Annotated in this window: 20 protein-coding genes and 1 tRNA gene; 16 read left to right on the top strand and 5 right to left on the bottom strand. The window is 37.6% G+C overall.

Annotated elements, in window-relative coordinates:
- Window positions 1-1,124 (bottom strand): ABC transporter substrate-binding protein (locus ACFIKQ_RS08460; RefSeq protein ID WP_375656260.1); only part of this gene is annotated, 1,124 nt, incomplete at its 3' end.
- A gap of 1,089 nt (window positions 1,125-2,213) precedes the next feature.
- On the opposite strand from ACFIKQ_RS08460, the gene ACFIKQ_RS08455 reads away from it, so the two are divergent.
- Entirely contained in the window at window positions 2,214-2,495 is a 282-nt protein-coding gene (locus ACFIKQ_RS08455) for a DUF6460 domain-containing protein (RefSeq protein ID WP_375636337.1), read from the top strand.
- A gap of 22 nt (window positions 2,496-2,517) precedes the next feature.
- On the opposite strand, the gene ACFIKQ_RS08450 is transcribed toward ACFIKQ_RS08455, so the two are convergent.
- The 3 genes from ACFIKQ_RS08450 to ACFIKQ_RS08440 all read right to left on the bottom strand — a co-directional run bounded on the left by ACFIKQ_RS08450 (window position 2,518) and on the right by ACFIKQ_RS08440 (window position 5,248).
- Window positions 2,518-3,327: a TIGR02186 family protein gene (locus ACFIKQ_RS08450; protein ID WP_375636335.1), complete on the bottom strand. Its 810-nt coding sequence runs from the start codon at window positions 3,325-3,327 to the stop codon at window positions 2,518-2,520.
- Window positions 3,328-3,329: 2 nt separating this feature from the next.
- Complete coding sequence (locus tag ACFIKQ_RS08445) at window positions 3,330-4,250, bottom strand: sulfite exporter TauE/SafE family protein (RefSeq protein ID WP_015856288.1); 921 nt, start codon at window positions 4,248-4,250, stop codon at window positions 3,330-3,332.
- Window positions 4,251-4,429: 179 nt separating this feature from the next.
- On the bottom strand, window positions 4,430-5,248 hold the full coding sequence (locus ACFIKQ_RS08440; RefSeq protein WP_375644695.1) for a hypothetical protein: 819 nt from the start codon (window positions 5,246-5,248) through the stop codon (window positions 4,430-4,432).
- A 501-nt stretch (window positions 5,249-5,749) separates the two neighbouring features.
- On the opposite strand from ACFIKQ_RS08440, the gene ACFIKQ_RS08435 reads away from it, so the two are divergent.
- The 7 genes from ACFIKQ_RS08435 to ACFIKQ_RS08405 all read left to right on the top strand — a co-directional run bounded on the left by ACFIKQ_RS08435 (window position 5,750) and on the right by ACFIKQ_RS08405 (window position 12,198).
- Window positions 5,750-6,496, top strand: a complete 747-nt coding sequence (locus tag ACFIKQ_RS08435; protein WP_015856286.1) for an electron transfer flavoprotein subunit beta/FixA family protein — start codon at window positions 5,750-5,752, stop codon at window positions 6,494-6,496.
- A gap of 51 nt (window positions 6,497-6,547) precedes the next feature.
- Window positions 6,548-7,468, top strand: a complete 921-nt coding sequence (locus tag ACFIKQ_RS08430; RefSeq protein ID WP_375644694.1) for an electron transfer flavoprotein subunit alpha/FixB family protein — start codon at window positions 6,548-6,550, stop codon at window positions 7,466-7,468.
- A gap of 3 nt (window positions 7,469-7,471) precedes the next feature.
- On the top strand, window positions 7,472-9,136 hold the full coding sequence (locus ACFIKQ_RS08425; RefSeq protein WP_375644693.1) for a 4Fe-4S dicluster domain-containing protein: 1,665 nt from the start codon (window positions 7,472-7,474) through the stop codon (window positions 9,134-9,136).
- A 605-nt stretch (window positions 9,137-9,741) separates the two neighbouring features.
- A complete protein-coding gene (gene rsmI, locus ACFIKQ_RS08420) occupies window positions 9,742-10,629 on the top strand; it encodes a 16S rRNA (cytidine(1402)-2'-O)-methyltransferase (protein ID WP_375636326.1) in 888 nt (295 codons plus the stop codon).
- A gap of 4 nt (window positions 10,630-10,633) precedes the next feature.
- Window positions 10,634-11,002 (top strand): YraN family protein, encoded by a 369-nt coding sequence (locus ACFIKQ_RS08415; protein WP_375636343.1) that lies wholly within the window; start codon window positions 10,634-10,636, stop codon window positions 11,000-11,002.
- 103 nt (window positions 11,003-11,105) lie between these two features.
- Window positions 11,106-11,351, top strand: a complete 246-nt coding sequence (locus tag ACFIKQ_RS08410; protein WP_015856281.1) for a hypothetical protein — start codon at window positions 11,106-11,108, stop codon at window positions 11,349-11,351.
- Window positions 11,352-11,406: 55 nt separating this feature from the next.
- A complete protein-coding gene (locus ACFIKQ_RS08405; protein ID WP_375656259.1) occupies window positions 11,407-12,198 on the top strand; it encodes a pyrroline-5-carboxylate reductase in 792 nt (263 codons plus the stop codon).
- 397 nt (window positions 12,199-12,595) lie between these two features.
- Here ACFIKQ_RS08405 and ACFIKQ_RS08400 read toward each other — a convergent pair whose 3' ends face one another.
- Window positions 12,596-13,657: an Mrp/NBP35 family ATP-binding protein gene (locus ACFIKQ_RS08400; RefSeq protein WP_375653004.1), complete on the bottom strand. Its 1,062-nt coding sequence runs from the start codon at window positions 13,655-13,657 to the stop codon at window positions 12,596-12,598.
- 603 nt (window positions 13,658-14,260) lie between these two features.
- Between ACFIKQ_RS08400 and rpmH the strand changes: the two genes are divergently transcribed.
- The 8 genes from rpmH (at window position 14,261) to ACFIKQ_RS08360 (ending at window position 21,106) form a co-directional block, all read left to right on the top strand.
- Window positions 14,261-14,395 (top strand): 50S ribosomal protein L34, encoded by a 135-nt coding sequence (gene rpmH, locus ACFIKQ_RS08395; protein ID WP_005864709.1) that lies wholly within the window; start codon window positions 14,261-14,263, stop codon window positions 14,393-14,395.
- Window positions 14,396-14,512: 117 nt separating this feature from the next.
- Window positions 14,513-14,905, top strand: a complete 393-nt coding sequence (rnpA, locus tag ACFIKQ_RS08390; protein WP_015856278.1) for a ribonuclease P protein component — start codon at window positions 14,513-14,515, stop codon at window positions 14,903-14,905.
- Window positions 14,895-16,733: a membrane protein insertase YidC gene (gene yidC, locus ACFIKQ_RS08385; RefSeq protein ID WP_375636320.1), complete on the top strand. Its 1,839-nt coding sequence runs from the start codon at window positions 14,895-14,897 to the stop codon at window positions 16,731-16,733. Before rnpA ends, yidC begins: the two co-directional genes overlap by 11 nt.
- Window positions 16,730-17,374 (top strand): ribosome biogenesis GTP-binding protein YihA/YsxC, encoded by a 645-nt coding sequence (gene yihA / locus ACFIKQ_RS08380; protein ID WP_375644689.1) that lies wholly within the window; start codon window positions 16,730-16,732, stop codon window positions 17,372-17,374. The genes yidC and yihA overlap by 4 nt, the downstream gene beginning before the upstream one ends.
- A 138-nt stretch (window positions 17,375-17,512) precedes the next feature.
- Window positions 17,513-18,205, top strand: a complete 693-nt coding sequence (locus tag ACFIKQ_RS08375; RefSeq protein ID WP_208439566.1) for a glutathione S-transferase family protein — start codon at window positions 17,513-17,515, stop codon at window positions 18,203-18,205.
- 1,242 nt (window positions 18,206-19,447) lie between these two features.
- Window positions 19,448-20,260 (top strand): 4-hydroxy-tetrahydrodipicolinate reductase, encoded by an 813-nt coding sequence (gene dapB, locus ACFIKQ_RS08370; RefSeq protein WP_375656258.1) that lies wholly within the window; start codon window positions 19,448-19,450, stop codon window positions 20,258-20,260.
- A gap of 28 nt (window positions 20,261-20,288) precedes the next feature.
- Window positions 20,289-20,909, top strand: a complete 621-nt coding sequence (locus ACFIKQ_RS08365; RefSeq protein ID WP_375636317.1) for a 2,3-bisphosphoglycerate-dependent phosphoglycerate mutase — start codon at window positions 20,289-20,291, stop codon at window positions 20,907-20,909.
- Window positions 20,910-21,021: 112 nt separating this feature from the next.
- Window positions 21,022-21,106 (top strand) — tRNA-Leu (locus ACFIKQ_RS08360).
- Window positions 21,107-21,224 lie beyond the last annotated feature (118 nt).

Genomic DNA, 21,224 nt, shown 5'->3' with positions numbered 1-21,224 from the left:
TTCGGATAACCGGCCTCTGCTAAAAGCTGCTTGGCTTTTTGAATATCAAGCTTAAAGGGTTGCCCTTCTTTTTCATCCAAAGCCCCAAGATTGCCAAGAGGAACAAAACTTGCCCGTGGAATACCAATCCCTTTGAGAAGTTTCTTGCCAAGACCTTCATAATCTATAAGATAACGCATCGCCAAACGTACTTTTTCCTTAGCAAAAATGGGATTCGTCGTATTGAATCCCCAATACATCATGGATGGTTCTAACACTTCTTTGATTTTAACATCTGTTGTTTTTTGCAGATCTGCAAGATCTTCAGGTGTCAAATTACGAGCAACATCAATATCATGTTTTTGCAACAACAAGCGCTGTGTTCCAGGCTCCGCAACATGGCGAATTACAATCTGCTTTAGTTTAGGTGCTTGTCCCCAATAATGAGAACTTGCACGTAATAAAATCGCTTCTCCAAGGCGCCAACTTTTTAACTGATAAGGACCAACGCAAGCAGCATGAGTTTTCAAATACTGATTTCCCAAATCACCATTTTTTTCGTGTTTCATGATCGTCTTACGATCAAGCAAAGCTGTTGCAGGACTTGCAACAATATTATTAAGAATGAGCTCTGCTGGATAAGGCTTATCAAATTTCATCACCACTGTTTTCTCATCAACAGCTTGCAACGCATCATCAACATTTTGTTCTGTAATTCCATATTCATTAAAAATTGCCGCATTACCCATCTTCAATTTGACAACCCGCCTCATACCCCAAACAAGATCATTGGCATTGGCTGGCTTGCCATTATTAAACTTCAAACCATCACGCAAATGAAAGGTAATCACCGTACTGTGATCATCACCTGAAACATCCCAATGAGTTGCTAAAGCGGGAACCATTTTAGCAGGATCATCTGTCGCAGTACTGACTAAGTTATCACAAACATTGCGAACAATTTCACTTCCATAAACATCCGTGAGCTGCGCAGGATCAAACGTACTGATTGCATCAAGATTCCAAGCCATCACAAGGGTATCAGCCGGTGTTTTTGCTGAAACCTGTTGTACAACTACTCCCAGTGCAATAAGAGCAGCAACAAGAGATCCGCTACTTTTCAATATTTTTCTTTTTAAGTTCATAGACTTTTCCTTTTAAAGTTTATTGTATAAATTCCCCACGCAACAAGAATGTGCAAAATAATAAAATTAGACAAACCATAGGCTCTGAGAGATAACGTTTTAGAACTTTCAAATAACATCACTTATCAACCACTCCTCCTGCCCATAGTCCCCCCCAATATGCACCGAAAAACAATCTAATATATGATGAATGACATAACCCATCACCAATTATTGATGATATTACAACGTCTACCATTGAAGGGTATAAGACAAAGATTTCTTCTCTCTTGTCGGACAAGTTTAGCTCTTCTTTACTCTAGCGTTTTTATGCCATCAAAGGACAATCCCCTGTTAGCTCAAAAACCTTAATAACAAAGAGCCTTCATAATAATTTGATATTTCAACAAAACAGAAAAATTTGCCCATCGCCCAACATCAACCACCTCTACCCCTTCTGCAAAAGGAATTTTGGATTTTTCCATAATTCCCCACTAAATAACAGCTTCTCATTATATCTTATTTCCAAATAAAAGGAGCACGGGCACCACAAACCTCTGACATTCCCTCACGCGTTCGTACATAACAAAACTTTTTTCAATACTGTATTTTAAATACCTTTGCTCCTTTAACAACACTCAATTCATTGCTTGATTTTTTTCAGAAAAAAATCTTTTCAATGACTAAGGTTGAAATACCTAAATATAATACCTATATAAGCATACCCTTATCAGAATAGATAGTCTTTTTTTAAGTAAACTGTCTTGAAATATTATTTCTATACACAACAACAATAAGTCGGTTACAAAATCTTCAACGAACAAAAACTCTCACCCTGACGCGGAATATCGAAACGTTATAAAATTTCTCTACAAATTCTCAGAAACAAAAGGATACCCCTTCATTTCATTAAATGAAGCGCCCTGAAAATATCGCGAAAATGCAATAAAATACGCGTATATTTCAAAAAACAGCACTGTTATTACACCAGTACTAAGGTAGTGAACTTAAAAAAGTAAGAAAAAATAAAAAATATTTTTCTTTTATGATAATAACATCGCTGTACTATGTTAATACAATAAAAAACACGATCTTCGAAAGTATATTAAAATGAACCGAAAGAAAAAATTGTTAAATTCTTCTCATGCGTTTCTTGGAGGAACATTAAACCGTGTTAGTCTAAAATTGCTTATCCTTTCATTCTTCATTGGCATCGTAATGAATTTTTTGGGATGGACACCTCGAAACCTCATACAAAGAATAGTAGATTTTTTTCAATCACTATGGGAAGCAGGATTTATAACGCTTACAAATTTCTTTCATATAACTATGACGGGAGCTATTATTGTTGTACCTATTTTTCTTATCTTACGAATTTTTCATAAAAAATAAAAGCCTTAACATTTTCCTTGTGCTAATCTTTTCGAAAAATCAAACGACATAAAAATCCTGTAGTAATAGCAATAATCACTGCAACAATACCATATAAAAAACGATACTTGTGCGCTGCATAAAAAATTGTATAAGCGATATGTGCTTTAACAATTTCAAGAGTCGTTGTTGCACTATCAATAAACTGTCCATCACGAAAAAGATAAGCACGAACTTTATAATGTCCAACAGGAATATTTGCTGGCAAACGAAAATGTGCTGTGAAAAGTGTGTCAGAACCAAAACGAACACCACCTACTTCCTCGTAATAAAGGCTTTTAGCTTTTTGCAATTTTATAAGTTCATCGCGAAAGCTTTGTATTTTTTTCTGATCTTGTTCATCCGTCTGTAATGGCAAATAGAGTAATCCTAACCCTAAGCGTTTATAATCTTCAATACTCGTAATATCGTCAATTTCACGTGTTGTGACCATAGAGTAAAAAAGAGGAACCTTTTTAAAAATAAGAGAATCTGTATTAACCCATACACCGGCATTGCGTTTTTTTTCTCGCATCACCATTGTCCGATCTTGTCCCTCCAAGCTTACAACAACATCATAACGGTTCTGTCGAGAATATAACGGATCAATATTTTCCAAAACACCAGCAATATAAAGATCACGACCAGCAAAATTTGCATCCACAGTAATCGTATTCGTTGTTACGATAATTTGGACAGTTTCGTGGTCAAGTTGATCAATGGATGTAGCTGGCGTCCCAACATGTGACCATGTAGAAAAAGAAATAAAATAAAAGAAACCTGCAATGATGTATAAAAAAAATAATCTACCCATTTTTATCTCATAAGAATATCCAGAGAGAAAAGATTATCAGGGCGTATAAATAATTGAAAAGCAAGACGCATACACACAATCAACACTAAACATGCAAGCGCCATACGCAGTTGTTCAGCCTTTAACTTCCGTCCAGCCCTTGTTCCATATTGCGCACCAATACTTCCTCCAAGCATTAACAAAAAAGCCAAGACAATATCAACGGACTGATTAGTCATACTTTGCAAAACTGTCGTGAAAGAAGACACAAATGTAATCTGAAAAAGTGAAGTCCCAATCACCACACTGGTTGGAACACGCAGAAGGTAAATCAATGCTGGTATCATAAAGAACCCCCCACCAATTCCCATAATAGAAGACAACAACCCCACAATGAGACCAATCCCTAAAACTGGAATAATGCTAACATATATCATAGATGTCCGAAAACGCATTTTTAAGGGTAAGCGATGAATCCAGTTATGTCGACCAGCAAGACGAATATTGGCTTTTCCTGCCTTACGCTTGCGCATCATATCATACCAACTTTCAACGATCATCAAGCTTCCTACACTTCCAAGAAGAATCACATAAAGAAGCGAAATCATTAAGTCTAATTGACCTAACTTTTTCAAAACAGAGAAAACCTGAATCCCGATTAAAGAACCACCCCCTCCTCCAATCGCCAAAAGAATACCAAGTTTAATATCGAGCGTACGTCTTCTAAAATGTGTAATTGCTCCTGTTACAGATGACGCAATCATCTGGTTAGCACCTGTTCCAACAGCAATAGCAGGAGGAATATTATAAAAAATCAATAACGGTGTGATGAGAAATCCACCACCGATTCCAAAAAGGCCTGAAAAAAAACCAGCAACGACTCCCATACCAATCAAGATCAGCATATTGAGTGACATTTCAGCAATTGGTAAATAAATACTCACTTACAGAACCTTCAAGATAATTTGAGTTTTTTTTAACAATTAGAGAATCCTTCTCCAATTATCCTCTTTTCCAATAATCTTTGTTGCGTGTTTAAAAGAATAATTCTAGTTGCTATAGCTTTCGTACAAACACGAATGCGCAGTACATTTCACATCTATTAACATCAACATCATACAAATTAAAAAAAACGAGCTCCTTTTAAAAAGCTATAAAGACATAACGTTATCGCTAACACAAATACAACGGTTAAAAAACAAAGAACACTTTTTTTTACCAAATAAGATAAAAACGAGACATGTTCCCGAGACTGCACCTTTAAAGAAAAAAAACCATTCTCACTGCAATGATTAGATACCTGAACACCCATCATACCCTTTTCTTCTATCACAGCACGCTTCACTACTCCCTCATCCTTTTTAAAAGAAGGTTTCAGAGCATCACTGGGCAAAGAACTTCTATTTTCTTGCTGCAACGTATTTTCAACATTTGTTTGGAGTGGAATTATACCGTTTTGTTTCGAAAAATTTTGCATCTTTTGAAGGAATAAACGTTCTTGATTTTCCTTACATTCCATATGAGCAAGTTTTTGTACAACAGAATCAGGTGATTTTGAACGAGATACCCGTCGTGTTACCGCTTCTTCTTCTAAGCTTTTTTTTTCACTCTGCAAACTTTTGACAATTGTTTTAATCTGCTCTAAAGACTCAAAAAGCTTTTTTTCTCTTTGACGACGTATATAATGTTCAGCCAAAATGGCTCGACTAATATCATCTAAATAAGATTTAAAATGCTCTTCTACAGAACTCTGCTGCATCAAAGAACGGGGCGGATGCTTCATTTGCATTTGCGTATAAACGGTGCGTAATTTTTGAGCAATATCCGACATCGTTACTTCTACAGAAGTATCCATTCTTTCTTTCTGTTCAACAAAAGAAAAGAATTTACCATTCCTAACCTGATTGGTCGCCTGATCGATCGTATGACCCTTCGTATTCACAAACGCCTACCCCTCATTAACCTTTTTGAAAAGAATCGCAACAAATGATGAGAAAGTGTGCTCTATTTTAGTAAATAGAGCTTTAAGAACTCCTAAAAACTTTTTTGTTAGAAATATTTTCCCCAATCTTTATCAAAATATTTGAAAGACAGATCTTTAATTTTTCTGTCTTCACAATTTGAAGAGCAAAATCATTCCCCCATTTTTATCTTTTTCACTGTATAAAGGACCTATTGCACCATCATAAACAAAGCATAAGAAACTAAAAAAGAATATTCTCACAAGACAGGTTGATTTTTTTACTTTTTATTCAAGCAAATAAGGCAATTATAGCAATGCAAAAATATGAAGATTGAAAATAACGACGAGAAAGTACAAGTAAACGTAAAAAAAGCTTATATGAAAGATAACACAAGTTATAAATGAGACTTCATTCTAAACAATTTGGTTTCTTATGAGTATTGCTATAAACTTGTGGTCATACAAACAAAGAGGATCATTATGAAGATAATTGTCGCTGTCAAACGTGTTGTTGATTATAACATCAAGATACGCGTCAAACCCGATAGTACAGGTGTTGATCTGTCTCACGTAAAAATGTCTATGAATCCTTTTGATGAGATAGCCGTGGAGGAGGCTATTCGCCAGAAAGAATCCGGTAAAATTTCAGAAGTTCTTCTTGTTTCAATTGGCCCAGAAGCAGCCCAAGAAACTCTACGAACAGGACTTGCAATGGGCGCTGATCGCGCACTTCTTGTCACAACGGATCAAACACTTGAACCCTTAGCAATTGCTAAGGTTCTCAAAGCTATTGTTGATGAAGAAAAACCCGATATGGTCTTTTTAGGAAAACAAGCAATTGATGACGATAGCAACCAAACAGGACAAATGCTCGCAGCTCTTCTTGGTTGGGGACAGGCAACTTTCGCCTCACATCTTAACATAGAAAATGGGCATGCTACAGTTACTCGTGAAGTTGATAATGGAACACAAACCCTTTGTCTTCCCCTTCCCATGGTTATGACCGCCGATCTACGGCTCAATGAACCGCGTTACACCTCTCTCCCCAATATCATGAAAGCAAAAAAGAAAAACATTGAACAAAAATCTCTTGCTGATCTTGGCATCGATACGGAAGCACGCTTAACAATTTTAAGCGTTGAAGAGCCAAAACCCCGTCAATCCGGTATTAAAGTGGCGAATGTAGTAGAGCTTGTCAGTGCGCTAAAACAAAAGAACTGCATTTAATATTCTCACCACTAGAGTAAAAGCAACACTCACATAAAAGGGCAAAAACTTATGGCAATTCTTTTATTGGCTGATCATAATACAGAAGAAACAGCAAAAGCGCTCACCGCTGCACGCGCACTCAGTAATGATATCGATATTCTGGTTTGCGGAGAAAAAATTCAAACGATAGCGGAAAATAGTGCTAAACTTAATGGTGTGCGGCAAGTTCTTATTGCAAAAGCAGACTATTTAGCCCATCAACTTGCCGAGCCTATGGCAGATACAATTCTCACGTTAGCAAATGATTATGATGTGATCATGGCTGCATCCAGCAGCACTGGAAAAAATGTGATGCCACGCGTAGCAGCCCTTCTTGATCTTATGCAAATTTCAGATATTACCGCCGTTCTTTCACCCGATACCTTCAAACGACCCATTTATGCAGGCAATGTACTTGAAACTGTCCGTACCAATGATCATAAAAAAATTATAACAGTTCGCACAGCTTCTTTCACACCAACGCCTTCCCAAAATAATTCTGCTCCCATTAAAATAATAACACCAGCTCCCAATCCAAATCTTTCTTCTTTCGTAAAAGAAGAAACCAACAAAATTGATCGTCCTGATCTTACCTCTGCACGTGTTATTATATCAGGCGGGCGTGGTCTTGGTTCTCAAGAACAATTTATGGCACTTCTTCTTCCCCTTGCAAACAAATTAGATGCCGCTTTAGGTGCCAGCCGCGCAGCAGTTGATGCAGGCTACGCTCCCAATGACTGGCAAATTGGACAAACAGGAAAAGTCGTTGCCCCTGAACTCTATATCGCCGTTGGCATTTCCGGTGCAATCCAGCATTTAGCCGGTATAATGGATGCACAAATTATTGTTGCCATTAATAAAGATGAAGAAGCTCCCATCATGCAAATTGCCGATTACACCCTTGTAGGTGATCTCCACCAAATTATTCCAGAATTAGAGAAAGCTTTATAAGTTATGAATGCATTTCCGCATGACCAACGTGAAAGTATGGAGTTTGACATAGTCATTGTCGGAGCAGGACCTGCAGGGCTTTCTGCCGCAATTCGCTTTAAACAAATTAATCCTGAGCTTTCTGTTACAATTGTTGAAAAAGGGACCGAAGTTGGTGCACATATTCTCTCGGGCGCAGTTGTTGACCCCATTGGTATCGATACACTCTTACCAGAATGGAGAAATGACAACGACCATCCCTTCACAACCCCTGTCATCCAGGACCAATTTTTTTTTCTAAAGCCTCAAAAAGCGACACTATTGCCCAATATTTTGCATCCCAGAATCTTATCAAATAACGGATGTTATATCGTTTCGCTTGGGAGCGTCTGCCGCTGGCTAAGCAAAAAAGCTGAAGCGTTGGGTGTTGAAATCTATCCTGGTTTTGCAGCAACAGAGCCCATTATCCAAAAAGATAACGGAGCTATCATTGGTGTTCTCACCGGTGATATGGGGCTTAACAAAGATGGAACCCCTGGAAAAAATTATATGCCTGGTATGGCGTTATTGGCAAAATATACTCTGATTGCGGAAGGAGCACGCGGCTCAATTGCAAAACAACTGATAAAACATTTCAACCTTAGCAAAAATCGTGAACCACAAAAATTTGGTCTTGGACTCAAAGAACTCTGGGAAATTGATCCCCATAAACACCAACGCGGTTTAGTGCAACATTTCACTGGTTGGCCCTTAGACAATAATACCGGTGGTGGTGGCTTTCTTTATCACCAAGAAAACAATGTCATTTCTGTCGGTTTTGTTGTGCACTTAGATTACAAAAATCCTTATCTTTCTCCTTTTGAAGAATTTCAACGTTTTAAAACACATCCAAAACTCTATGAAATCTTCAAAGGTGCAAAACGTCTTTCCTATGGTGCACGTGTTATCAGCGAAGGAGGTTGGCAATCTGTACCAAAACTCACCTTTCCTGGTGGAGCACTTATTGGCTGCTCTGCTGGCTTTGTCAATGTTCCTCGTATCAAAGGCTCACACAATGCCATCTTATCTGGCATATTAGCTGCCGATAAAATCGCTACCGCTCTCACGCAAGGACGTGCCCATGATGAGGTTAAAGAAATCGAAGAACAGTGGCGAAAAGGTCCCATTGGCAAAGATCTTTATAAAGTGCGAAATGCCAAACCGCTCTGGGCACAATATGGGACAAAATATGGAATTAAACTTGCCGGTTTTGATATGTGGTGGCAACAGCTGTTCGGATTTTCCTTATTTAAAACACTCCCCCACAAAAAGGAAGATTATGCATATCTTGAACCAGCAAAAAAATTTCAACCCATTGCTTACCCAAAACCAGATGGTGTTGTAACCTTTGATCGCCTTTCAAGTGTTGCCCTTTCCAATACGCACCATGAAGAAAATCAACCTTGCCATTTAAAAATAGCCTCATTAAGAAAACAAAAAGACTCCGAATATGCAATCTATGGGGCACCTTCCACACACTATTGCCCCGCCGCTGTCTACGAGTGGCTAGAGTATAATGATCATCTGACTTATATTATCAACGCTTCAAATTGCATACATTGTAAAACATGCGATATCAAAGATCCGAACCAAAATATCACTTGGACCTGTCCGCAAGGCAATGAGGGCCCCTTCTATCCCAATATGTAATGCCCCAATGTATAATCATTGTTCATTCTCCTAAAATTGAAATATACAATTAGCCTTAAACGTTTCTAAGGTACTTATTATACTGTTAAAGCTGTAGAGAATATGAAAAAATGAAATATTTTTCTGATAAGGGCTTATATTTGATCAATAACAATACAATTAGCTGTTTATGTTTCAAAACAGGCTGTTTACATTTGCTCAGAAAAACAGTTTGGATATCAATAGAATATTTGAAAGATAGGCGTTATGGAAATAGTCTAAAAAGCTTAGCTTTTAAAAGAGCACAGCCAAGCGTGAGATGGTGGCATAGGTAAAATTGTTTTTTGGTTCTCGAAGGAAAAACTTTATAGAAAATCGTGGAGCTGATAGAATATTGGTTACATCTGGAATTTGTTTTACTAAAAAAGATAACGCGGATCAAAATAGATAATAATGTTAGATTAAGACGTTAAATATGAGATTATCTTATTGTAGTGTAATCGATTATTCGAGTAAGGTAAGCCTTTATAATGATAAAAAAATGCGCTGATAAAAATGAGCCCAAATGGCTTATGGGTATGGATAAAACTCTTGTGGTGAGGGAAATTTGATGAAAAGAAAAGAGCATGTGTGAAAAAGCATATTTTATAGGTGCGCATGCTTATTCTGCACCCGTTATAGAATCAGGGCTTTATCTTGTGGCAACGCCTATCGGAAATCTTGCAGATATTACGCTTCGTGCTTTGCAAGTGCTTGCAAGAATTGATATTTTAGCGTGTGAGGATACACGGGTAACACGTATTTTGTTGGAACGTTACGGTATTCAAAAAAAAACTTTTCTCTATCATGAATATAATGCGCAAAAAGCGGGTCCGAAGCTCTTAGCGGCTTTAGCAGAAAACAAAACAGTAGCGCTTGTTTCAGATGCGGGAACACCACTTATTTCTGATCCCGGATTTCGATTGGTGGAAGAAGCCCGTAAAGCTGGTCATAAAATTATTCCTATTCCTGGAGCATCCGCTCTTTTAGCCGCTCTTATACCGACAGGGCTTCCTACTGATAGCTTTTTTTTTGCAGGTTTTTTGAGTGCACGCAAGCTACAGCGCAGAAAACGGTTGGAACAATTAAAAGAGATTCCAGCAACTTTAATTTTTTATGAATCACCGCATCGTCTTGTTGAAACTTTACAGGATATGGTCACTCTTTTTTCGGCTGATCGACCTGCTGCCATTTGTCGTGAATTAACAAAGAAGTTTGAAACAGTAGATGTTTCCAATTTAGGGAATTTGTTGGAAAATTACAGAAAACAAGCACATATTCGTGGGGAAATTGTTGTGCTTGTTGGAGAATCATCCTCTTCTTTAAATGTGATAAGTGATCAAGAAATTGATGAAATGCTATTAGAACGCGCGCAGACACATTCTGCTGCTCAAGCAGCAGCTTTGGTTGCAAAAGAGACCGGTTTTAAAAAGCAGGAACTTTTTCAGCGGTTAGTTTTTTTAAAAAATGCGTAAGATGATACAAAAAAAACGCAGACAAAAGTCTTTTTATCGAGGGATCCGTGCAGAAAAATTGGCAGCTTGGTGGCTACGTTGTAAAGGGTTTCACATTGCCGAAATGCGTTTTAAAACAAAATGTGGGGAAATTGATTTAATTGCACGACGTGGAAATCTTGTGTTAATTGTTGAAGTTAAAGCACGTTCAACGTTGGCTGAAGCAATGGAAGCGGTTTCCCGAATGAATGAAAAGCGAATTGAGGCAGCAGCCGATATTTGGCTCGCACGGCAAAAAGATTATGCCCTTTTATCTGTACGCTTTGATTTGATTGCAATTTTACCTTGGCGTTGGCCACAGCATATCCCTGCATTTTTTACATCTAATCAATAAGAGGCAGCCCCCATTTTAACCATACTCAATAAAAAACATTTCGTTTTTATGTGCATATGCGTTAAAAAGTGTGTAACCGTTTGAGCGCTATAAGGAGTGAAATATGGATGATTATGAAAAGTTTGCAACAGGTTTACTCATTGTTTTTGGAGCGCTGATTATTGGTGGTTTAATGGCAATGCATATTGTACTTATGAATAAACCAGGTTTTTTATTTGCATTAGCCGCAGCTGTTGTTGGTTGGTTTTCTGCTTTTGCCGTTCTCTTTGACAAACCAAAAATCTATTTGGGCTTGATTATTCTTGCTATGATATGTGTTGCCTCTTCAATTAGCGCTTATGTTAGTTAAAACACCCGAAATGTTGATTGAGATTCCTTTTAAAATATAAAACTGAGAAATAGAAATGAAACTTGGCTTTTTGGGAACGGGTACAATCAGTGCTTCAATGGTGAATGGACTCATGACAAGCACCTTTGATGTTTCTTCCATTATTGTTTCACCTCGCAATGCACAAACAGCAGAGCGCCTTTCAAACACTTATGATAACGTTATAATTGCTGAAAATAACCAAGCGTTGCTCGATATTAGTGATTGTGTTTTTCTTTGCTTGCCCAACCAAATTGCAGAAGGCGTTTTGCGCTCTCTTCATTTTCGTCCAGAACAGCTGGTTATTTCCGTACTTGCTATGGCAAAAGCAGCAGAAATAGAAGAGTGGATTAATCATAAAGTTTATCGTGCTGTTCCATTACCTTTTGTTGCAGAATGCAAAAATTTGACACCAGTCTATCCCGATCATCCCTTTTTACGCACTTTATTTGATGCATTGGGGGGCACATTGGTGCTGGATAAGGAAGAGCAATTTAATCTTTTTATGACAGCTGGTTCTCTGATGGGAGTATATTTTAATTTTATAGAAACAGCCCATCAGTGGTTTATAACACAGGGGTTAAAAAAACAGCAATCAGCAGAATTCCTTACCATAATGTTTGGAAATCTTACGGATGAAATGCGTAAAATTATAGCAACGAATCGTTCTGCATTTCTCGATTTTGCACTGCTTGAAAAAGAGTTTTCAACAAAGGGTGGAACAAATGAATTTTTGTCAAATTACTTTTCTCATCAAGGGGGAAGGAATGCTTTAACAACGGCTCTTGAGGCTACTTTGCAAAAAATGAATGCTTCTAAAAAGACTTGACCAACATTTTTTTATCATCTCAATAAGAAAGAGCTAAATGTTGAAGATTTATATCAAGAAAACTCATATCGAAAAATGCTTTTTACACCTGAAAAAGATACCATCTTATGAAAAGAATTGATTTTTAAAATATTTTTTACAACCTTTTACAATTTTTCTAAATTATTTTTATTTTCTGTCTTCTTCTTTTATCCTCAATACCAATATTTTTTTCTACCTCATGGCTCTATCTCTTCTAATTTGGGTCCCCTTCAGGTTATCCAAACGCATGAATAATTTTTTGTTTATTTAACCTATATACTCCACTCACACATTAAAACTTCCCCTTACAAAGAAGCAACTATTTTTACGTCTTCCATGATTGTGTTTTAATAAACTTTCTCAAACAAATATCCATTTAAAAGAGTTGATTTTTTATTTGATCAACAATTTTACGATACAGTTTAGTATGCTCTTTACTAGGCTTAGCAACAAAAATAGGGATCCCCTCATCTGAAGAAAATCGTAAAGCTGCATCAAGCGGTATTTCCGCTAAGAAAGGGACTTCTCGACGTTCCGCTTCTGCCCGTGCACCACCATAGCCAAAAATATCATAGCGTTTTCCCGTATCAGGAGCGATAAAATAACTCATATTCTCAATAATTCCTAAAATAGGAACATTGACTTTCATGAACATTTCTATTGCTTTACGCGCATCCACTAAAGCAAGATCTTGGGGCGTAGAGACAACTAACGCACCTGTTAATTGTACCTGTTGTGCAAGCGTTAGTTGTGCATCCCCTGTACCGGGCGGCATATCAACGACTAAAACGTCCAGAGGTCCCCATAAAACGTCTCGTAACAATTGCGTTACCGCTGCCATAACCATAGGACCACGCCATACTACCGGCTTTTCTTCCTCAACCAAAAATCCCATCGACATCAATTTAAGTCCGAATTTTTCAAGAGGTTGAATCTTTTTTTCTCCAATGAGCTGTGGTTTTTGATTAACAAGTCCTGTCAAACGCGGCAAAGATGGACCATAAATATCAGCATCCATCACCCCCGTCTTGAAACCAGAATCTTGTAAAGCTAAGGCGATATTTATTGCCATCGTAGATTTTCCGACCCCTCCTTTTCCAGAAGCAACAGCAATCACATGCCGCACACCTTCTATGGGCATTTTGATAGGTAAGAGATTTGCTCTCCGTCTAGGTGCTGCCTTTGTTGTTTTTTCTGCTGTAAGTGTGATAACAACAGATTCCACTCCCTCCAAAGCACATACCATCTTTTCAGCAGAACGACGCAATGATTCCCATTCTTGCACACCTCCATCAGGAACTGTAATGGAAAAAAAAACCTTACCATTAGCAATCAATATTTCTGAAAGAAGCCCCAACGACACAATATCACTTTCAAGATCTGGTCCTTTAATTTTACGTAATACGTTGCGGACAGCCTCACTTGTAATAGAATCCACGTTCTTTCCTCTCTATAAAAATACCAGCAAATATAAGCATAAGAACGAAAAATACTTACAGGTTCATCACCTGATAATTTTCTACTTTACTCAAAATTATAAAGTATAAATTACTTATATCTTTTCTCTTTAAAAATATGAAACCATCCTTAAATAAAGAATCTCAAACATAAAATCTGCTATAAAATCCTATCAATCGTGTTTGTCTACAACCACTTTAATGAATGTTCTGATAAAAATTTTGTAAAAACAAAAACTGAAAAAAATTTTAATATTAAAGGATACTTTAAATTGAGTATACAATAATCAGTCACACTTTCTTTAATTCTTTAACGCCCTAGTCATTTATTTTCTATAGACTCAATCGTTATTTCTGACACTCTTACAGTATCGTAAAAAAAGTATCACAGACAATTATAAGGTGTTTTGTATTCTTTCAAGAGCGAGAAAAACAATCTAAGAGAAAAACAATCTAAGATTGACTTTTTTTATATTTTTCCTTATGGGTTAACAGCCGTATGATAGGATAAAATCGTTCATCTCGCGCATAACTGCTCATAAAACGAAGATTAAGAAGGGCCGCACTCCGCGGTATTTAAATAAATGAAACGTACTTACCAACCCTCTAAACTTGTCCGTAAACGCCGCCATGGGTTTCGTGCACGCATGGCTACAGCTGGAGGACGTAAAGTTATTGCTGCAAGACGTGCTCGTGGACGTAAGCGGCTCTCTGCTTAACCATTTAAATTTTCACAACCGTTGAGGATTGCTCACCGTTTCTTCGTTGTGAAACTTTTGTTATGAACCTCTAATGCCTGCTTGCAGGCATTTAGTGAAATTGCGAAATGTTCTTTTATGAAGAAAAAACATCCCTGCCGTATTCGCAAAAGAGCAGACTTTTTGGCTGTCCGTACAGGAGAAAAGCGGCGTGGTCCTTTATTTTTGCTCGAAGTTAAATCTCGTGAACAAACAACAGAAAGAAAAGATTCTCTTGTTGCACGTGTAGGCTTCACTGTTACTCGTAAAAACGGTAATGCTGTGAAACGTAATCGTATCAAAAGGCGCTTGCGTGAAGCCGTAAGAGTTGGTGTAACAAACCACATGGAAGCAGGAACAGACTATGTCATTGTAGCATATCGTGATGCGTTACATGCGCCTTTTACATCCTTAATTAGTGAATTAAATCGGCGAATAAAACCAAAAATAAAACATCAGCAACAACAACAAGGGTGTACGGATGGAATATAACCGCAATTTCTTTATCGCTATTGGCTTATCTTTCGTAGTGCTCATCGCATGGCAATTTCTTCATGTTGCTCCCAAACAAGCAAAGTTACAAAAACAACAAGTCATCACACAGCAATTGTCAAAACAACAATCAACCCTTTCTACTACCACGACGAATTTTTCTGACGATACCTCAACGCATCAAGCAACATCTATCATCGAACAGCCAATGACACCTGAAATCCGGAAAGCTGTATTGGCCAAAACAAAGCGTATTGCGATCAAAACCAATGAACTGGAAGGCTCTATTAATCTTGTTGGTGCACAATTTGATGATCTTCACCTCAAAAAATATCGTTTAACAGTCGATAAAAAATCACCGGAAATCGATTTGCTGAATCCTAAGGGTTTCAAAACGACCTACCTTGCTGAATTTGGTTTTGCAAGTGCATCTTTACCAGCAAAAGCTTTGCCACAATCGGATACACAATGGCAAATAGAGGGAAACAATACAATCCTGACTCCTTCAACACCCATCACTTTAATTTATAATAATGGACAAGGACAGATCTTCCGGCGTATTCTTTCTGTTGATGATCATTTCATGTTTACCATTGAAGATTCTATCAGCAATGAAAGTGATCAACCAATATATCTCTCGTCCTATGCCCGCGTTGCACGTGCAGCACCACCAGAACATACAAATGCAACCTATTTACTTCATGAAGGTATGATAGGTATTGCAGGAGATTCGCTCAAAACTGAAAAATATAAAACCTTAGCAGAGCTTGACCCGAATCCTGATAATGGGCAAAAGAGCATGACTTTCTCAAAAGTAACAGGAGGTTGGATTGGTATTACCGATAAATATTGGGCTGTAGCAGTTATTCCCCCGCAAAATAAAGAATATACAAGCCGTTTTATTTATTTTGATCGTTTGCAAACGCATTATCAGTCTGACTTGCTAGGATCGCTTTTAACGATTGCCCCAAACGAAACAAAAACTATTACAAATCGTCTTTTTGCTGGTGCAAAACAAGTTGAAATTATTAATAACTATCAAAATGACCTAAAAATCAAAAAATTTGCTCTTTTAATTGATTGGGGCTGGTTTGATTTCATTACCAAACCAATGTTTTCTCTCATTGATATTCTTTATAAACAAACAGGAAATTTTGGTATAGCCATCCTTCTTGTCACAGTGCTCTTAAAAACTCTTCTTTTTCCTCTAGCCAATAAATCTTACAAATCTATGGCACGCATGAAGCTTCTACAACCGCGGTTGCTAGAAATAAAAGAAAAATATCCCGATGATCGAACCAAGCAACAACAAGCAATAATAGAACTATATAAAACCGAAAAAATTAATCCCCTTGCAGGTTGTTGGCCAATGTTGGTTCAATTCCCAATATTCTTTGCTCTTTATAAAGTTCTCTATATAACCATTGAAATGCGCCATGCCCCTTTCTTTGGCTGGATTAAAGATTTAGCGGCACCTGATCCAACTTCTCTTTTTAACTTGTTTGGTCTCTTACCGTATACAACGCCAACATTTCTTATGATTGGTGCATGGCCTTTGATTATGGGAATAACGATGTTTTTACAAATGCGTATGAATCCCGCTCCTCAAGACCAAACCCAAGCGATGATATTCACATGGATGCCTGTTGTCTTTACTTTTATGCTCGCCTCTTTCCCTGTTGGTCTCGTCATCTATTGGGCATGGAACAATATATTATCAATCATTCAGCAAGGTATCATGATGAAGCGCCAAGGAGTGAAAATTGAGCTTTTTGATAATCTGAAAGCCATGTGGAGAAGATCACCCAAAAAAGAAGTGCATGAATGACAAGAAATTCTTCCCTTTCTGGAATTTTTTCTCGCAATTGGATTTTTATTCGTGGTGTACCAGCGATACGCTTTCTCCCCCCTGAAGGACCACCAGAAATTGCATTTGCAGGACGTTCCAATGTTGGAAAATCATCTTTAATAAACGCACTCGTCCAACAAAAAAGCTTAGCACGCACCTCAAATACACCAGGACGGACTCAAGAGCTTAATTATTTTGTCCCCGATGGCTTCAGTGGGCAGCTAGGAGATCTTCCCCCTCTAGCATTAGTAGATATGCCTGGTTATGGTTTCGCTGCTGCTCCTAAAAATCTGGTTGATGCGTGGACAAATTTGATTTTTAGCTATTTACGGGGGCGCACAACATTAAAACGTGTATATATTTTAATTGATTCACGGCACGGAATCAAAAATAATGATGAAGATGTTCTTGCTCTCCTTGATAAAGCAGCCGTTTCTTATCAAATTGTTTTGACAAAAAGCGATAAAATCAAATCAAATGCCTTGGAAAAATTAATTATGAGCACACAAACAAAGCTTCTCAAACGTCCGGCAGCTTATCCTGAGCTTCTTGTAACCTCTTCAGAAAAAGCTCTCGGTTTAGAAGAATTACGTGCTGCCATTTTGCAAACCATCGCATAAAAGAACAATTGCTATTATTAACAATTTATTAATTATAATTACTAGCAGCTGCTAATGATCTTGTACTTCTAGTCAAGCATCTTTATAAAAATGATTACTTGAAAGAATTCTCATCAACTCTATTTGATAGTGTAAATTATGCTGACACTTTTTCACTCTCCCCTATCCGCTGCCTCGCGCTTCATACGCCTCATTCTTGGGGAATATGGTGTAACCACTCAACTGATTGAAGAATATGAATGGGCAAGAAGACACGAATTTCTAGCCCTCAATCCCGCTGGTCATGTTCCTGTTTTTCTCGATGAACACGAGGTTCCATTATCAGGTCCTCTTGTTATCTGCGAATATTTAGACGAAACACATGGAAGTTTACGACAAGACAATAAGCTCTTTCCGGAAAATCCTTTAGATCGTGCGGAAGTACGCCGTCTCAATGACTGGTTCTTAAATAAATTCGAAAATGAAGCAACGCGCCATATCGTACGAGAACGAATCCATAAACGTGAAATGCCACTTGCCATTGGTGGTGGTGCTCCTAATTCACAAATTTTACGCAATGCACGTGCCAATATTTTACCACATATGAACTATCTCAACTGGCTCTGTGCCTCTCGCGATAGCTTAGTCGGTTCTGCCTTGTCCTATGCAGACCTAGCAGCAGCAGCCTCTATTTCTGTACTTGACTTTCTAGGGGAAATTGACTGGGAACAATCTCCTGCTGCCAAAGACTGGTATATGAGAATTAAATCACGCCCTTCTTTTCGTTCTCTTTTAACAGATCGCGTCCGCGGAATTGTTGCAAGTGCTCACTATGCAGATCTTGATTTCTAGCCTTCTCCCACAAACAAAAGTAAAAACGATATTTTATCTAAAGGATATTTATAGGCTTATGAATTTTTATGCATGCGTATAAACAACACGATAATACATTGATTTAGAATCATATTAAACAGAGAATAAGCCCCCCATAATATTTTCTTATTTTATCCCCCCTTATAATGCATGAAAAAATCACTTTCTTGACGTGTCACAAAAAAGATTAGCATAGGAATAATAAGAAAGGATTTTAAAGACTCTCTTTAAATATAAGAGCTGTAGCATCACTGGAAGCTAGGAAAATGAAATAACAATACTTAACGCATGTTATCCTCCATTCTCCCCAATATATGAAAAAACGCATTGCATAACATATACTCTTTGCTCTATAATAAACAAAGCCTCATCATGCGTTTTTACAACATAACAATTTTTTCAACTGACTTTCCTAAAAGATAAAGAATCCGACCAACTCTCGTGTATAAACAATCCAACTTCTTGTTGTCCCCTTATTTCTACACCTCTTTTACGTGATTTTATTAGCAGATAACATATTGATATAAAATGATTAAATAATCTTTTTTTTAACTTGAATCATCAATTCCAAATACCTTTTTCTCATTACCTTCATCAAATTTGAAACAATCAAAATCGCTTGCTTATGCGTCACACATGGAATTGGTTCGTGAAAAAATATTAAAGAAAAGAATGGAAATGCCTAAGTGCCAAGGATTGTTAAAACATTAAAGGCTAACAAAACGTACGGTAGTGCTAATTTTCTCTTTTATGAAGCATAAAGATAGTGGCGCAGAATAGATTTTATATTATTCATGGATACTCTCTCGTGATACCACTCACGAGCACTATCATAAAATAAGTTTAGAAGTATTGAGAAATATTTCTTTAAGACAAGCGCATGAATTGACAACATAAGTGTATTTGTTTGGGAGATCTTGTTTTGCATGAAGAACGCCCCTCCCCTTAAAGAACGAAAGAAACAAAAACGTGAAGTAATACACAATCTTCATTAGGTTTCATAAGCAAACCTTATTTAGGAATATTCATCACACACTCTAACGAAAAACATCTCTATTTAAATTTGTAGATCTTATATTACTTTCTCTAAACAACAGTGTTTTACAGCACAAGAAGATAAATTAAAACAGGAAAAATTTTTTCCTATAAAGAAAAAGAACTATTGGAAAGAAGGCAAGAATTTGCCTATACTGCACAGTGAAATGTCATAAGGAGATAAGAATGCGCCTTACAGTTGTTGGTGCAAATGGAAGAATGGGACGTGAACTCATTACAGCAATCCAACAAAGGAGAGATGTAGAGCTTTGTGCTGTTCTTGTACGCAAAGGCTCACCGTTTGTAGGAAAAGATGCCAGTGCCTTAATTGGTTCAGATTTTCTTGGAATTGGCATTACTGACGATCCTGAAAATGCCTTTTCTAACACAGAAGGTATTTTAGATTTTTCTCAACCAGAAGCCAGTATTCTTTATGCTAACTACGCTGCTCAAAAAAGTCTTGTCCATATTATTGGCACCACAGGATTTAGCAAAACAGAAGAAGAAAAAATTGCAGATTTTGCGAAATATACAACAATTGTCAAATCCGGAAATATGAGCCTTGGAATAAATCTTTTGGCCAACCTTGTAAAGAAAGCCGCTAAAGCATTAGGCGCCGATGATTTTGATATCGAAGTTTATGAAATGCATCACGCGAACAAAGTTGACGCCCCTTCTGGAACAGCCCTTCTTCTTGGCCAAGCAGCAGCTGAAGGGCGCAATGTTATGCTTAAAAATGTGCGTGTCAACGAACGCAATGGTCATATAGGTAAACGCGAAAAAGGCTCCATTGGCTTTTCTTGTTCACGTGGTGGAACAGTTGTTGGAGAACACAGTGTCATTTTTGCCGGTTCCCATGAGCGCATTATTCTTTCACATACAGCGCAAGAACGCTCTATCTTTGCCAATGGCACATTAAAAGCAGCTTTGTGGGCAAAAAATCATGAAAACGGTCTTTATTCCATGCTCGATGTTTTGGGATTGAACGATGAATTTTAAACAATCAATAGAATAGAGGCAATTCATAATGGAACGCATACTTGTACTAATTCGTCATGGACAAAGTGAATGGAATCTCAAAAACCTTTTTACCGGTTGGAAAGATCCCGATTTAACAGAAAAAGGTCATGCAGAAGCGATAGCAGCAGGAAAAAAACTGAAAGAATATGGTTTGAAGTTTGATATCGCTTATACATCTGCCTTACAGCGTGCTCAAAAAACGGCTCAGTACATTTTAGAGCAAATGGGACAATCAGATTTAGAAGTGATAAAAAATCCCGCATTAAATGAACGTAATTATGGTGATCTTTCTGGTTTAAATAAAGATGAAGTACGCCAACAATGGGGGCAAGAGCAAGTGCAAATGTGGCGCCGCTCTTATACGATTGCGCCTCCGAATGGAGAAAGCCTACGCGACACCGGTGCGCGCATCTGGCCTTATTATCTTTACCATATCCAGCCTCATATTTTGCGCTCCCAAACTGTTTTGATCGCAGCGCATGGAAACTCTCTTCGTGCTCTTATTATGGCGCTTGAAGGTCTCTCCGGTGAGGAAATTATATCTCAAGAATTAGCGACCGGCATTCCTATTATTTATACATTTAATCCGGATTCAACAATTTTATCAAAGACAGTCCTCACACCTTAAACTTCTAAAATCATGATCTCCCAAAAAATTTAATTCAATCGTTTTAAGCAAAAAAATAAATTCTATAATTTCATTGACAGAATTGCTTCATACGCTTAGATCAATTTTATGAGCCCAGATGGCGGAATTGGTAGACGCGCAGGTTTCAGGTACCTGTGCCGCAAGGCGTGGAGGTTCGAGTCCTCTTTTGGGCACCATGCTCTTTTTTATCCAAAATAATTTATTGATTTTCCATATATTTTTTAAAGTACGGGATACGTGGATAAAAGTTAGGGAATAGGATTTTCTAACATTTCTCTATAAAGCACGCTTCGC

The organism is Bartonella sp. MR63HLJHH (assembly GCF_042194155.1).
Classification (GTDB): domain Bacteria; phylum Pseudomonadota; class Alphaproteobacteria; order Rhizobiales; family Rhizobiaceae; genus Bartonella; species Bartonella grahamii.
Note: the sequence above shows the minus strand (reverse complement) of the source record. Positions and strands in the feature narration are given on the sequence as shown.

What these genes read in the sequence shown, in the direction of transcription:
- ACFIKQ_RS08435 (WP_015856286.1), top strand. Translation starts at nt 5,750, where the DNA reads ATGAAGATAATTGTCGCTGTCAAACGTGTTGTTGATTATAACATCAAG.
- ACFIKQ_RS08450 (WP_375636335.1), bottom strand. Translation starts at nt 3,327, where the DNA reads ATGGGTAGATTATTTTTTTTATACATCATTGCAGGTTTCTTTTATTTT.
- rsmI (WP_375636326.1), top strand. Translation starts at nt 9,742, where the DNA reads ATGTGTGAAAAAGCATATTTTATAGGTGCGCATGCTTATTCTGCACCC.
- ACFIKQ_RS08410 (WP_015856281.1), top strand. Translation starts at nt 11,106, where the DNA reads ATGGATGATTATGAAAAGTTTGCAACAGGTTTACTCATTGTTTTTGGA.
- ACFIKQ_RS08405 (WP_375656259.1), top strand. Translation starts at nt 11,407, where the DNA reads ATGAAACTTGGCTTTTTGGGAACGGGTACAATCAGTGCTTCAATGGTG.
- rnpA (WP_015856278.1), top strand. Translation starts at nt 14,513, where the DNA reads ATGAAGAAAAAACATCCCTGCCGTATTCGCAAAAGAGCAGACTTTTTG.
- ACFIKQ_RS08365 (WP_375636317.1), top strand. Translation starts at nt 20,289, where the DNA reads ATGGAACGCATACTTGTACTAATTCGTCATGGACAAAGTGAATGGAAT.
- ACFIKQ_RS08375 (WP_208439566.1), top strand. Translation starts at nt 17,513, where the DNA reads ATGCTGACACTTTTTCACTCTCCCCTATCCGCTGCCTCGCGCTTCATA.
- yidC (WP_375636320.1), top strand. Translation starts at nt 14,895, where the DNA reads ATGGAATATAACCGCAATTTCTTTATCGCTATTGGCTTATCTTTCGTA.
- rpmH (WP_005864709.1), top strand. Translation starts at nt 14,261, where the DNA reads ATGAAACGTACTTACCAACCCTCTAAACTTGTCCGTAAACGCCGCCAT.
- ACFIKQ_RS08430 (WP_375644694.1), top strand. Translation starts at nt 6,548, where the DNA reads ATGGCAATTCTTTTATTGGCTGATCATAATACAGAAGAAACAGCAAAA.
- ACFIKQ_RS08425 (WP_375644693.1), top strand. Translation starts at nt 7,472, where the DNA reads ATGAATGCATTTCCGCATGACCAACGTGAAAGTATGGAGTTTGACATA.
- dapB (WP_375656258.1), top strand. Translation starts at nt 19,448, where the DNA reads ATGCGCCTTACAGTTGTTGGTGCAAATGGAAGAATGGGACGTGAACTC.
- yihA (WP_375644689.1), top strand. Translation starts at nt 16,730, where the DNA reads ATGACAAGAAATTCTTCCCTTTCTGGAATTTTTTCTCGCAATTGGATT.
- ACFIKQ_RS08455 (WP_375636337.1), top strand. Translation starts at nt 2,214, where the DNA reads ATGAACCGAAAGAAAAAATTGTTAAATTCTTCTCATGCGTTTCTTGGA.